This window comes from Fundicoccus culcitae, assembly GCF_024661895.1.
GTDB lineage: Bacteria > Bacillota > Bacilli > Lactobacillales > Aerococcaceae > Fundicoccus_A > Fundicoccus_A culcitae.
On record NZ_CP102453.1, the window covers coordinates 1,412,580 to 1,426,078 of the forward strand.

At 47.3% G+C, this 13,499-nt stretch carries 8 protein-coding genes; 2 read left to right on the plus strand and 6 right to left on the minus strand.

Annotated features, from left to right (window positions below):
• Window positions 1–127 precede the first annotated feature (127 nt).
• The 3 genes from NRE15_RS06450 to NRE15_RS06460 all read right to left on the minus strand — a co-directional run bounded on the left by NRE15_RS06450 (window position 128) and on the right by NRE15_RS06460 (window position 5,200).
• Complete coding sequence (locus NRE15_RS06450) at window positions 128–1,573, minus strand: sialidase family protein (RefSeq protein ID WP_313794773.1); 1,446 nt, start codon at window positions 1,571–1,573, stop codon at window positions 128–130.
• A 1,121-nt stretch (window positions 1,574–2,694) separates the two neighbouring features.
• Window positions 2,695–4,140 (minus strand): sialidase family protein, encoded by a 1,446-nt coding sequence (locus tag NRE15_RS06455; protein ID WP_313794774.1) that lies wholly within the window; start codon window positions 4,138–4,140, stop codon window positions 2,695–2,697.
• A gap of 172 nt (window positions 4,141–4,312) precedes the next feature.
• The gene (locus tag NRE15_RS06460) at window positions 4,313–5,200 is read right to left on the minus strand and encodes an ROK family protein (RefSeq protein ID WP_313794775.1); all 888 of its coding nucleotides are present in this window, start codon (window positions 5,198–5,200) and stop codon (window positions 4,313–4,315) included.
• Between the two features lie 546 nt (window positions 5,201–5,746).
• Between NRE15_RS06460 and tnpB the strand changes: the two genes are divergently transcribed.
• Both tnpB and tnpC read left to right on the plus strand, forming a co-directional pair.
• Window positions 5,747–6,091, plus strand: coding sequence for an IS66 family insertion sequence element accessory protein TnpB (tnpB, locus tag NRE15_RS06465; RefSeq protein WP_313792953.1), 345 nt, complete (start codon window positions 5,747–5,749; stop codon window positions 6,089–6,091).
• A 68-nt stretch (window positions 6,092–6,159) separates the two neighbouring features.
• On the plus strand, window positions 6,160–7,815 hold the full coding sequence (tnpC, locus tag NRE15_RS06470) for an IS66 family transposase (RefSeq protein WP_313792952.1): 1,656 nt from the start codon (window positions 6,160–6,162) through the stop codon (window positions 7,813–7,815).
• A 768-nt stretch (window positions 7,816–8,583) separates the two neighbouring features.
• Here tnpC and NRE15_RS06475 read toward each other — a convergent pair.
• From NRE15_RS06475 to NRE15_RS06485, 3 genes are read right to left on the minus strand one after another with little or no spacing between them, the layout of a single operon-like run.
• On the minus strand, window positions 8,584–9,507 hold the full coding sequence (locus tag NRE15_RS06475) for a dihydrodipicolinate synthase family protein (RefSeq protein WP_313794776.1): 924 nt from the start codon (window positions 9,505–9,507) through the stop codon (window positions 8,584–8,586).
• A 45-nt stretch (window positions 9,508–9,552) separates the two neighbouring features.
• Entirely contained in the window at window positions 9,553–10,251 is a 699-nt protein-coding gene (locus NRE15_RS06480) for an N-acetylmannosamine-6-phosphate 2-epimerase (protein ID WP_313794777.1), read from the minus strand.
• A 1-nt stretch (window position 10,252) separates the two neighbouring features.
• Window positions 10,253–13,300 carry a glycoside hydrolase domain-containing protein gene (locus NRE15_RS06485; RefSeq protein ID WP_313794778.1) on the minus strand — a complete coding sequence of 1,016 codons (3,048 nt, stop codon included), beginning with the start codon at window positions 13,298–13,300 and terminating at the stop codon, window positions 10,253–10,255.
• Between the last annotated feature and the right edge of the window lie 199 nt (window positions 13,301–13,499).

The following is a 13,499-nucleotide window of genomic DNA, read 5'->3' on the forward strand; positions in this document are numbered from 1 at the left end:
GCGTGACTGCGTCACGCTGGCCTACAACTTACCAACACTAAAAAATCAAGAACCACTAAAATCAAAAAACCGCAGAAATCCCCTCACTTCGAGATTTCTGCGGTTTTATCAATTTAAAACTAACCTTCTACTCCTCCACCAAATATGCCCAATCAAAACGCTTAAACAAAATACAATATTCATTATGCGCCTCATCCGCGTGCTCATACAACACGCCAAACGCATCATCCCCAATTTGCTGAATCGCACTGTATGCAAATTTGCCTTCCTGTAACGGCTTCTTAGCCACCCAAGTCAGCGTATCATCAGCATTCACCTTCGCCACGCGCACGACACCATTCGTCCGCTTCGGTCCATCGGCATTAACCAGCAAAACATATTCTTGCCCATCTTGCACCGTTTGCACCGCCGATAGTTGACAGTAGACATCATTGACACCTTCATGCGTCGTAATCCCTTCTTCCCATGTCGCCCCGCCATCTAAACTAACCGCCGATTGCACGCTACCAGACAAATTCCGCATAAACAGCATCACCGTCCCCGAATTCAACTGCACCGCCACCGCCTCGGTATTTTGCTCCTCACGGTCATCCATGGTCGCCGAATGAATCCGCGTCCCGTCCGCCAACGTCCGGTCGTCATTCACTGCTTCACCTGACTGCCACGACACCCCATGATCATCCGAATAAATAACTCTGGAAGACTGGGATCCATCTAAAATATACGGATGGTTAGTCGAATAAGTCGGTGCAATCAGCCTTCCTTTGTGTGGCCCAGTGTGTAAGGTCAAACTCACCCCAGGCCCAATACCGTAAAATTTCATCCAATCGGCTTTTACTTGCGTCGTAATATCCTTTGGACACGACCACGTTTTCCCTTCATCATCCGAATGCGACTCCCATAAATACATACTTTTCGCAATCCGAAATGGCGACGCCGAATGAGTCACAAAAAAGACATTCCCAATCTTAGTGTCATTTTCATAAAGGTCACCTAAGTCACTATAAGGCGCTTGCGTCGATTCTAAAACTACGCGATAGTCCGTTGCTTCTCCTTGAGGCGTAAAAACCTGACCGCCTTCGCGCGCCGTATAGGCTTCACCCTCTTTATACAAAGCTAAGTAACCATCAACAAATTGCTTTTCATCCAACGGTTCTTTACCTTGCTCCACCAAGTCACGATTATCCTCCAACATCCCAAACAAGCCACGGATTTCCGGATACATTCCAAAAATAGAAAAAATACGTTCCGTCGTCGGATCTTGAATCAAAGTCATATCGATATTTACAGGTGTCCCAAAATCAGGATGTTCAGCATGAGGATTCGTCGCTAAGTCAACAATCGTAATGTTATCACCCCACGTATCCCCATTATCTTCCGAACGACGCACCACCATATCAATGTTACCCCAGTCAAAATGATGGTCATGGCGTTGGTCAATCCCAGCAATTAAAGTCCCCTTCTTAGTTTTCAATAGCGAAGGGATACGATAGCTAGCAACTTGATCAGTCGATGCATCGTCAATTAAACGGCTTTCAAAAACCATCGTCGCTTGTGTTAATTTGTTTATCATGTCATGCTCCTTTAATGTAATGTTGCATTTGTCCTTACTCTGCTAGATAGAAGGCACAGCCCCATTCGCTCTATGCCCCAAATTGTCATATCAAATATTCTGAGGAGTAATAACGGTCACTCATTTCCCTCATACTGTTTTACCCAGATTCTAGACAGAATCAGCTTATTCTGTCCTTTTTTACTCGGATTTTGGACAGAATAAAGCTATTCTGTCCTTTTTTACCTGAATTTTGGACAGAATCAGGCTATTCTGTCCTCTTTCACCTGAATTTTGGACAGAACCAAATTAAGACTATTCTGTCTTTTGCTACTTGAGCAGATGACAGATTAACGCTATTCTGTCTTTTGCTACTTGAGCAGATGACAGATTAATGCTAATCTGTCCTTTTTTACTCGGATTTTGGACAGAATAGACTTATTCTGTCCTTTTTCACCTGGATTTTGGACAGAATCAGGCTATTCTGTCCTCTTTCACCTGAATTTTGGACAGAACCAAATTAAGACTATTCTGTCTTTTGCTACTTGAGCAGATGACAGATTAACGCTATTCGGTCTTTTGCTACTTGAGCAGATGACAGAATAACGCTATTCTGTCCTTTTTTACCCAAATTTTGGACAGAAGCAAATTAAGACTATTCTGTCTTTTGCTACTTGAGCAGATGACAGATTAACGCTATTCGGTCTTTTGCTACTTGAGCAGATGACAGATTAATGCTATTCTGTCCTTTTTCACCTGAATTTTGGACAGAACCAAATTAACACTATTCTGTCTTTTGCTACTTGAGCAGATGACAGATTAACGCTATTCTGTCTTTTGCTACTTGAGCAGATGACAGATTAATGCTAATCTGTCCTTTTTTACTCGGATTTTGGACAGAATAGACTTATTCTGTCCTTTTTTACCTGAATTTTGGACAGAATAGACTTATTCTGTCCTTTTTCACCTGAATTTTGGACAGAACCAAATTAACACTATTCTGTCCTTTGCTTCCTGCGCAGATGACAGATTAGCTTTATTCGGTCACGAAATCAGTCATTTGATGACCGATTAGCTTTATTCATCGTCTGCACCACAGTTCCCGCAGCATCCCCCATCATCCACCGGCGATATTTATTCGGTTATTCTTCAGTCAGATACGCCCAATCAAAGGTTTTAAACAGAATGCTGTATTCGGTGCGGTCTTCGGTGGTGTGCTCGTAGAGGACACCAAACAGATCAGCGTCGATTTGCTGAATGGCGTTGTAGGCGTATTTGCCGGCCTGAATCGGCTTTTTGGCCAGCCAGGTGAGCGAATCGTCCGGGTTGACCTTGGCCACGCGGACCACGCCGTTGGTGCGTTGCGGTCCGTCGGCGTTCACCAACAAGACATATTCCTGGCCTTCTTGAACGGTCTGAATGGCGGCCAGCTGGCAATAGACGTCGGTCACACCCGTATGCGTCGTGATGCCGTCTTCCCACGTTTGCCCGCCGTCAATCGATTTAGCCGACTGGACATAGCCCGACAAATTGCGCATAAACAGCAAGACGGTGCCGCTGTTCAATTGCACCGCCGACGCCTCGGTATTTTGCTCCGCCACCGCGTCCATGGTCGCCGAGTGGATGCGCGTGCCGTCCGCCAACGTCCGGTCGTCGTTGACCGCGGCCCCCGCCTGCCACGTCTCCCCATGATCATCCGAATAGATAACTCTGGAAGACTGGGAGCCGTTCAATTCATAAGGGTGGTTGGTCGAATAGGTCGGCGCTACAAGACGACCATTGTCGAGCGTCAAACTCACGCCTGGCCCAATGCCAAAAAAAGCCATCCATGGTTCTTTGACTTGCGGCGTAATATCTCGCGGCGACGACCAACTTTGCCCCTCGTCGTCAGAATACGACAACCACAAGAACATCGCCTTGGCAATCCGGAACGGCGCATCCATAAAGTACACATTCCCAATTTTTGTGTCGTTTTCGTACAAGTCCCCTAAATCGTGGTACGGCGCCCGCGCCGACTCCGTAATCACCCGGTAGGCCGTCTTTTGGTGGTCCGGCGTATAGATGTACCCCTCTTCGCGCACCGTGTAAACCTCCGACCCCTTATAAACCGCCAAATAAATATCACTGCCTACCGCAAGGTGTTGCGCTTCTTTCTGCAGTGGTTGGTTATTTTCGTGCCGTTGTTTATTATCTTCTAAAATGCCATAAGACCCTTGAATTTCAGGAAACATCCCAAAAATCGAAAAAATACGTTCCGTCGTCGGGTCTTGCAATAGCGTCATGTCAATATTCATCGCTGAATTATATTCTGGGTGCTTGGCTTGCGGGTTGGTTGGTAGGTCCACAATCGGAATTATCGGTCCCCACGTTTGGCCGTTATCTTCGGAACGGCGCACAACCATGTCGATATTGCCCCAGTCCCAATGGTGGTCGTGACGCTGGTCAACCCCTGCAATCAGCGTTCCCTTCTTCGTTTTAAGTAGCGACGGAATGCGGTAACTAGCCACTTTGTTGGGATCCTTGTCCGCCAACAAACGGCTTTCAAACAAAATCTGTGGTTCAGTTATATTCGGCGTAATTTGCGTCATCATACAGGCTCCTTTGTTTAACTTGGTTTTGTGACATCGCGCATAGCACTTTGGGCGCTATGCTCGTTTTTGTAATTGCGGGCGTAGCACATTGAGCGCTATGCTCGCTTATGTTTGTGTGGTTGGTATTTTTTCTCAGGGTGTTCCATTTAGATTGTAGCAGTGATATTTATTAAAGGTGTTGGTTTTTGTAATGTTGGTAGGCGCCGAGCAGGCCGGCCTTGTTGCCTAGGGAGGCGAAGGCGATGTGGGTGCGCTGAGCGGCGTATTGGTTGGTGTAAAATTGTTCAAAATAGTGGGTCAGTTTGGGTTGGAAGTAGTCGGTTTGTTCCATAATGCCCCCGCCGAGAATGACGATTTCGGGGTTGATCAAGCTGACCTGGTTGATAATGGCTTTGGCGAGTTGCTGGCAATAATCGTCGAGGATGTCTGTGATGACTGGGTCTTGGGCTTCGAGTTGCTTGAAAATGTAGAAGCCGTCGACTTTTTCATCAGGTCGGGTTTGTTGGACGCGGTTGACGAGCGCACGGGCTGAGACGACGTCCTCAATATTTTGGTCGTTGAGGAAGCTGTAGCCAACTTCGCCGGCCGAAAATGCGTAGCCGTGGTAAATCTGATGGTTCAAGAAAAGCGCGCCGCCGACGCCGGTGCCGATGGTCAGCATGAGGGCTGAGCTCACCGGGTGGTGGTTGCCATGGTAGATTTCCCCCAGGAGGGCGGCGTTAACGTCGTTTTCTACCGAGACGGGCAGTCCGTAGGCTTGCTCGAGCTCCTCTCTGAGGGGCTTGCCCGCGTAGTTGGGTATGTTAGGGTTGGCATGGACGATTTTGCCCGTGTCCGGGTTGACAACGCCCGCGGTTGAGATGGCAATGCCTTGGATGGTTGGCGTGTGTTGCTGAATTTGATGGATAACTAAATCGATGCGGGTTAGCATGTTGAAGTCTGGCAGGTCGGTGCGTGTGTCGATGCTACCGAGTGTGGTGGCATGGTTGGTGTCGGCATTCATGATGCCGAATTTGATTTGGGTGCCCCCGATATCGATGAGTGCAATGGTTGTCATGGGGTTGCAGCCTCCTTTTTGGGTTGGATTTGGTTTGGTTGGAAGAATTCAATCCGTTAGGATTGAGAAAAGGCGAGCTTTGCTCGGATTTTATCTTTATGGGTTTGGGTTTGGGTTTGAGTTGGGAAATTCGATGGTAATCGAATTTGTTCTGCCTGGGTCTTGGGTTTGGATTGGGAAATTCGATGGTAATCGAATTTGTTCTGCTTGATAAGGGTTTGTGGTACAGCAGTGTCTGCGATAGTCTGCTTAAGCGGACTATAAGGACTTGCACACTTAGTGCTAGACTGGGTATTTGTAAACTACTGTAAGTGGGAAGTGAGGAACCGTCAAACCTCAGCTTATTCGGCGGGCACTTTTAGCTAGTTTCAACGGACTTCCATTACCCATTTACGAGAATTAGTTGTTTGGCGTCAGATTCTTGAGTATCTGACGGGAAATTAGGTGTTTGGCGTCAGATTCTTGTACGCGCCTAATAATGAGGTATCTTCTTAAAATTATCCTAGTTTAGTATGATGAAATCATCAACAATAAGGAGCGATGATAATGATCGATTTTACTGTACCAGAAACACTTTACTTGATGCCTCAATTCTCTCCAGGAAACCAAGCACTTCAACGACTCTTAGCCTTGATTCAATCGAGTGCCGTTTTTGTACGCGATAAGTCAGCTGCTTATCTATTTTGTAATAGTAAGAAAAAGGTCTTACGAATTATCTATTGGGATGGTCAGCGTTTTATTGAGCTGATTTATCGTATAGATGGCGGCGTCTTCCAATGGCCAACGACAGAACCAAAATTTATGGAAATTTCTCTCTTTCAAATCGAACGATTATTACGTGGAGATAGCTTGAATCCACCGCTAAAATCTTCTTTTATTTTCAACGATTAATCGCTATATTTACTAGTAAATATACCATGAATATGGTACAATAAACTTAGTGAAAAGAGGTGATATTCATGACAAAAGAAGAATTAGAAATCTTAGAAAAAAATAAAATTATTGAAGAACAAGCCTTGGAAATTAAACATCTCCAACAAGACTTAAAAGTAGCCAATGATAAGACCGATGCGTTAGCCCTTCAATTAGAAGAAATGACACAAAAAATGTTACACTTCCAAAAATTATTGTTTGGCCGTAAGAAAGAAACACATGTTCCTAATGGACAGGCCGCTGCTGACACGGGTGAGGCAACGAACGGATCATCAGGTGACACGAGTTCTAACGAGTCAGATGATGAAAAAAAAACAAAAGTAAAAGGCTACACCCGCCGAAAAAAATCCGTCGGAAGAAAAACTGAGATTCTAGATCAATATCCTCAAAAGGATATCAATTATTATTTATCTGAAGAGGAACAGGTGTGTCGTGATTGTCATCATTCTCTATCGTACGTCGGGTTAGCGAGTATCACGCGTGAACTCAAATTTATCCCAGCTACTTTAGAATGTATTAATCATCGTCAACACAGCTATAAATGCGACCACTGCTCGTCTCAAAAAGATACCGATCAATTTGTTAAATCGAAATTACCCGCGCAACCCTTTAAGAATAGTTTTGGTTCTGCTTCGATGATTGCCGAAACTGTTTATCAAAAATATGAACTTAAGGTACCCGCTCACCGCCAAGAACAACACTGGCGTAAATTAGGGTTCCCTTTATCCCGCACATCTATTTGTCGGTGGCATATTGATGCCAGCAAATATTATTTAGGGTTTATTTTCCAAGCCTTTCATGCGGAACTTCAAAAACAAGATATTGTTCATGCGGATGAAACTACTTATCGTGTCCTTGAAAGCAAGAAGAGCCGAACGTATTACTGGGTGCTTCACAGTTCAAAACACGTGGAAAATAAAGTCATTTGTTTTTCACATCACGATGGGCGTAGTGGCAACTTGTTTAAAGATGTCATTGGCAATTTCCACGGGACCATCCACTGTGATATGTATGTGGTCTATCGAAATGCGAGTGACTCCTCTGACGACCTCGAACTCGCTGCTTGTTGGGCACATTTACGGCGAAAATTTCACGAAGCCAATGTGGTTATCAAGGGACAAGGGGAGACGCCGGTTAGCGAAATCATGGAAATGATTAATAAAATCTTTGAAAAAGAGCGTGAATGGGCGTCATTATCGATTGTGGATCGACTTAAAAAGAGACAGAGGATTCTCAAAAAATTATTTAATGAGCTATTCACTTTTATCGACCAATGTGCCGCTAATGGTAATCCCATTGGTAAATTTAGTGAAGCGCTTGTCTATGCCCAAAATCATCGGACACGATTCTATACGGTTCTAAACGATGGACGTCTAGAGTTAAGTAATAACGCTGCTGAACGCGCCATACGAACTGTGGTCATGGGGAGAAAGAACTATCCATTTGCGGCGACTTTTGATGGTGCCCAAGCGGGGGCTGTTCTTCTCTCACTGATTGAAACGGCTAAGCTGCATCGCGTGGATGGGAAGCAATATATTGAATACTTACTTACCCATCTACCGAACATCATCGATATAACAAACGCAGATTTAAGCCGCTATCTGCCTTGGACCGATGAGATCCAAGAAGCGTGTGGGCTTAAAAAGGTAATTGGTGATGCTGGTTATAACAAAGCAGCCTGATATCAAACCACCTAACCCAGATTGTTTATCTGTCTGGGTTAGTTTAGCATGTCCACTTTTTTATTCATAGATACCTCACTATTAGGCGCGTACAGATTCTTGAGTATCTGACGGGAAATTAGGCGTTTGGCGTCAGATTCTTGAGTATCTGACGGGAAATTAGGCGTTTGGCGTCAGATTCTTGAGTATCTGACGGGAAATTAGGCGTTTAGCGTCAGATTCTTGAGTATCTGAGTATGCGTGAAGTGAGAGAACGCCAAACCATAATTCATTTGGCAGGATAATTTAGTTAGTTTCAACGGTTCTTCACTTCCCACTTACAACTACTAGGGTTGCGTGAGCCATAGCGCTCACAACAAGCCTCGTTAGATGTGTGCGCGACCTCGTGCGCTCACAACAAACCTTGCTAGATGTGTGCGTGACACACAGCGCTCACAACAAGTCTTGCTAGATGTGTGCGTGACATACAGCGCTCACAACAAACCTCGCTAAATGTGTGCGCGACCTCGTGCGCTCACAACAAACCTTGCTAGATGTGTGCGCGACCTCGTGCGCTCACAACAAGTCTTGCTAGATGTGTGCGTGACACACAGCGCTCACAACAAACCTTGCTAGATGTGTGCGCTCCGCTCCTGCTGCTCCCTCCGCTCCTGCCGCTCCCTCCCCCATCCCAACTCCGAAACCCACTCTCCTCAAGCGCTTTCTCGCTCTTTTTAAGAGTTGCCACGGCCTCTTTAGGCCGTGGCAACTCACTAGCAATGATATTTATTAGGCGTAAACGGGTTTGTATTGGGCGACGGCGGCGTTGATGTTGGCGGCGATGGCGTCAATTTTGGCGCGGTCGGCTTCGGTGGCGGGTTGCAACGGTTTGCGGGCGCGGCCGATGTTCAAATCGCGTTTAGCCAGGATCAACTTGATGACATCGTACATGTTGCCTTCACATTCGAAGAAGGAGAAGATGATGTCGTTGATGCGGTATTGGATTTCGCGGGCTAGGTCCATGTTGTTGTGGCGGATGGCGTGGTCAGCAGCCAAAAATAGTTCGGGCATAGCGCCGTAAGTGCCGCCGATACCGCCGTCAGCGCCCATCACGCGACCACCGACAAATTGTTCGTCGGGTCCGTTGAAGACGATGAAATCATCTTTGATGTTGTTTTTGAACAAATAAATATCTTGCACGGGCATGGATGAGTTTTTCACGCCAATGACTTTATCATTTTTAACCAGTTGTTTCAATAAGGTTGGTGTCAAGGCATAGCCAGTAGTGCCTGGGATGTTGTAGACGATGAAATCCAAATCCGTAGAATCCATGATGTCATTCCAGTAAGCGGCGATGGCGGCTTCAGGCAGGCGGAAATAGATCGGTGGGATGGCCGCTAAGGCGTCTACACCAAGGCTTTCAGCATGTTGCGCTAACTCGATCGATTGTTGGGTCGAAGGAGCAGCTACGTGGGCGATGATAGTCATTTTACCACCAACGGCCTCCATGACGTTTTCTAAAACAAGTTTGCGTTCTTCAACGGTTTGGTAAATACATTCGCCGGAAGAGCCGCCTACGTAAAGGCCTTTAACGCCAACTTCTAAGTAATGTTTGGCGAGCATTTGGATGCGTTCAGGGCTGATGTTGCCTTCGTCGTCGTAGCAAGCGTAAAATGCAGGGATAACACCTTTGTATTTGTCTAATTTAGTCATGTTGGTTTCCTTCTTTTCTTATTTATTTAATTGTTTCAGAGATGTTTATTTGTTTGCTTCAGGGGTTACGGCGATAAAGCGTTTGGCGATTTCCAAGGGACGAGTGATAGCGCCGCCGATAACGGCAGTGTGAATGCCGGTTTCATAGGCTTTGGCTAGGTCTTGTGGGGAGTGCAGTTTGCCTTCAGCCACAATCGGGACACCCGTTTGTTCAACCAAGTCGCGCATCAAAGCAAAGTTGGGCTCGGTTTGGCTAGCGGTCGCTTCGGTGTAGCCGTTCATAGTAGTGCCGATCAAGTCAAAGCCCAGTTCAGCAGCGTTAAGACCGGCTTCCAGCGAATCGATGTCCGCCATCAAAAGTTGGTCAGGGTATTTGGCTTTAATGGCTTGTACAAATTCATTGACAGTCGTGCCGTCGCCACGCACTCGCATAGTGGCATCGAGGGCGATAATTTCGCTGCCGGCGGCGACTAAGGCGTCCACTTCGTCCATGGTGGCGGTGATGTATGAGTCGTAACCTTCGTAATTCTTCTTGATGATGCCGATGACTGGGATGTCAAAGGCGGCTTTGATTTGCTCGATGTCGGTGATGCCCTGGGCGCGGATAGCGACGGCGCCGGCTTCGATGGCGGCTTTGGCCATCAGGACCATGACGCCCCCTTCTTCTTTGTAAAGGGGTTCGCCAGGGAGCGCTTGGCAAGAGACAACCAGGTTACCTTTGAGCGATTCAATAATTGGGTGCATGTTATTCTCCTTTATTAAAATTTCTTTCGATATCTGCTAACTTGAATTTGACTTGTTTGATGTAGCACAAGTCGCCTAACGTATCATTGACGTGGGCTTGCGACACGGTTTTATCCCAATGGCCGTAGGATGCCAGAATCAAAGTGCCGTCGGATTGGGTGACGAAACCTGCATAGCCGGTGTCGCCCGCGCGACGGGACATGGTCCAGTCCTCGATTAAAGTGATGCGATATTCGCCAGGGGTCAGGGCTAAAATGTCTTGATAAGTGCCCACCCACAACATCCAATCGCCGGCCAACCAGTCGGTTTCAATAATAGCCGGATCGGTATGTTTGAGTTGAATCATTTGGCGGAAGGTAATTAACAAACGCCCACTGACAGGGTCATACTTGGCTTTATGGCGCTCGCCCCACAACTCCAACGGCAGTTCTTGCGGCTCGCTCCAGCTAACCCCTTCATCATGCGAATGGAAAACAACAGACGAGTGGCGGTGACTTTGCGTGCGACCTAAAGCGGAAATCGTCTTCTGGTCCGGCGACCGAAACAAACCAACTTCACAAATTTGATACTCCGCTTCCAATTGACGGTAGTCTTGTAAGTACGGCACAGGTTCACTCCATTGCGGTTGGCCGGTAGCAGCATCAAAGGTCAGGTAAGTGGCATAATTGACAAAGTTATAATCATGATAGACCCCTAGCCAACGATCAGTCGGCGCTTGGTCGGCGTCCAGCACTTGCACCAGCGATGCCATCGGAACGATGGTCCAGTGATCTTGACCCTTGTAAAGCGGATGATAAGTTTCAAACTCCGTCCAACTCTCACCCAAGTCATCCGAAACCGACATTTGCCAGCCGCCCACCGTATTGCCCTTCCAATTCGGACGACCACTAATCAATACCAGTTTACAACTTCCATCAGTGAAATCCAAGCGATATAGGGTGGGCGTTTCATAGGAAATAGCCCATGATGCCGGCGTTTTTTGCCGCTCCCAGCTTTCCCCACCATCCAACGATTTCTGCAAGACAATCGGTCCTGCCCCGTGCCCAATCGGATAAGTCACCAGCAACTGCTGTTCATCCGGCAAGGCAATCATATCCGGCTGCCCCAAATAGCTGTGGTCGGGATCCGTCGGCTTGTCAATCGTCGACACATACGCGTCCGGCAACAAATAATCCGGAATCGCCAGCGGCGCCTCCTCCCATTGGCTGGCGTCTTGCCGCGGATCAATCACATTCCCCTCACTCAGCGCCTGCTTGGTCAGCGCGTGGATATTTATTCGGAAGGTTTCCATGTCGGAAATGATGGCCTGCTTGCTGGTCGCAGTTAAATAATAGCCCTCCGACGGATAATCCCTTTTAACCCCTTCTAATAAATATCCCACAGCCACTTCCGTGGCCGGGTTGGATTGTGCTAATTGCAGGAGTTTATTGACATCCCGCACCCCCTGGGCGAGCTTTTCAAGTCGCAAGCTCGACTGCGGTTGCGGATTAGGCGTGCCCTTTTCCGATGGGAAAATTAGAAAAGTGTCCCCAGCTTCAAACGCATTGTGGGTGGTATCTCTGAGCGGATCTTCCACCCAAGAATCATAAGCCCATCTCAGGAAGCCCTGCGCGCCGGCGGCATAAGCGAAAATAATGGTCCAATAGCTTTCAGCCGGTGCATTGAGTGAAAAATTGCCCGGGCTATGTCCGGTACAAGAATAAACGCTGGTTTTCAGGTTGAGTTGCTTGCGCTCCTCGATAATGTCCTTAAAAATGTCGGTTGATTCCTTGATTGGAATAGTGCCGACGCTTAAGTCCGTGATGTGTTTGTTAAAATGGCGTTTGCTAACGATGGAATCCATCGCTCCCGCGACCTTGAAAGGTTTGCCTTCAGAGTCGGTGACCGCCTCAACCACTTCAAAAATTTTCGGATCAAAACCCCGTTCATCAATCCCAATTTGAATTGCGTCCTTCCAGCCTTTTTGTAGTGTGTGTGCCATAAAGTCTTCCAGGAAGGCGGTCCAAATGGTTGCGTAGTGGTCGTCATTGACATCAATGGTGTAGGCTTGTTGTTGCTGGGTTGCTTGGTCGTAATAGACCACTTGGTTGGTCCAAGGTGCCATGGTGTAGCAGACTATCTTTTGACCGAGGCCTAAATTGCGGTTAAAACTGACCCACTTGTCAAAATCGGTATAGTCAAATTGGTAAGTGTTATCAGTTGTCTTGGTCCACTTGACCATGGACGGAAACTTGGTTTCATGCTTGCTGTAAGTTTGCCCATTCCACGCTTCTTCAACAATCGTCGTTGTAATAGCATTACCACCAATGGACTGATACTTCTGCATATGTGGTTTAAGAATAGCGAAATGTTCCTCTGAAAAAGGCTCCACCTCATAATATTCAGCCACCGCATACGGATTCTGCCACAATTCGATGTCAAAGGTGTTTTTGAAGGTGCGCGGGTCCGCAAGGACTGCGTCGAGCACCTCAAAGTTGATTGTGATGGTTTGGGTTTCCTGGGTTGCTTGAGTTTCTGCTACGACGGCTAGGGTGGCTTGGTACTGCCCAGCAGGGACTTCCTCCGGAATATGCGCTTGCAGCCAAACCGCTTGCAGGTGCTTAGCCGGTAAATGTTGCATGGTGTCACTTTCAACTAACACTTCCGCTGCCTTTCGCCGGTTACCGATTGGCAGAGGTCTCGTCGGTGAGCCATGCCCCGGAAAACCTGCGTAGGCATCCACTTCTTTCACCATGTAAATCTTGAACCACTCTTGCACCCTGTCCACGGGGATTGCTTCCTTATCATCGGGAGTAGCAGTGGTATTTATTTGAGGGTTAAAAGAGAGGGCTTTTAGGCTGACCTGGATGCGGTCGACGGAGCTGTCGCGCGTAAGGATGGCGAATTGGACGTCGAGCTGGTCGTTGCGCCAGACAGATTCGGTGATGACGGCTTGCGGGCGCGCTGCGATGAGGCGGCCGTAATCCGCTTGCGTAAAGGCTTGCTGGCTGGAAACGGCGGTGACGTGCAGCAGTGGGCGCTGCGATGCTTGGTATGTAATGGGAATCAACCTCCAATAGTGTGTATTCTGTATCCGTTTGCACCCCCATTATAACAAAACGACCCCCAATTAAATTGTGCTTTTTTTAGATATATTTGCACTATTTTTAGCTGTTGGGGTGGAGGGGGTGGTTGGGGAGTGGAGGGGTGAAAGTCAAGCTAGCTAAATTAGCCGGTGAGCAGTAAGTAGGTATTCGGATGAAGAAGTG

Bases quoted from the DNA above. Each gene is read 5' to 3' on its own strand.
- NRE15_RS06450 (WP_313794773.1), bottom strand. From the start codon at position 1,573: ATGATAAACAAATTAACACAAGCGACGATGGTTTTTGAAAGCCGTTTA.
- NRE15_RS06455 (WP_313794774.1), bottom strand. From the start codon at position 4,140: ATGACGCAAATTACGCCGAATATAACTGAACCACAGATTTTGTTTGAA.
- NRE15_RS06460 (WP_313794775.1), bottom strand. From the start codon at position 5,200: ATGACAACCATTGCACTCATCGATATCGGGGGCACCCAAATCAAATTC.
- tnpB (WP_313792953.1), top strand. From the start codon at position 5,747: ATGATCGATTTTACTGTACCAGAAACACTTTACTTGATGCCTCAATTC.
- tnpC (WP_313792952.1), top strand. From the start codon at position 6,160: ATGACAAAAGAAGAATTAGAAATCTTAGAAAAAAATAAAATTATTGAA.
- NRE15_RS06475 (WP_313794776.1), bottom strand. From the start codon at position 9,507: ATGACTAAATTAGACAAATACAAAGGTGTTATCCCTGCATTTTACGCT.
- NRE15_RS06480 (WP_313794777.1), bottom strand. From the start codon at position 10,251: ATGCACCCAATTATTGAATCGCTCAAAGGTAACCTGGTTGTCTCTTGC.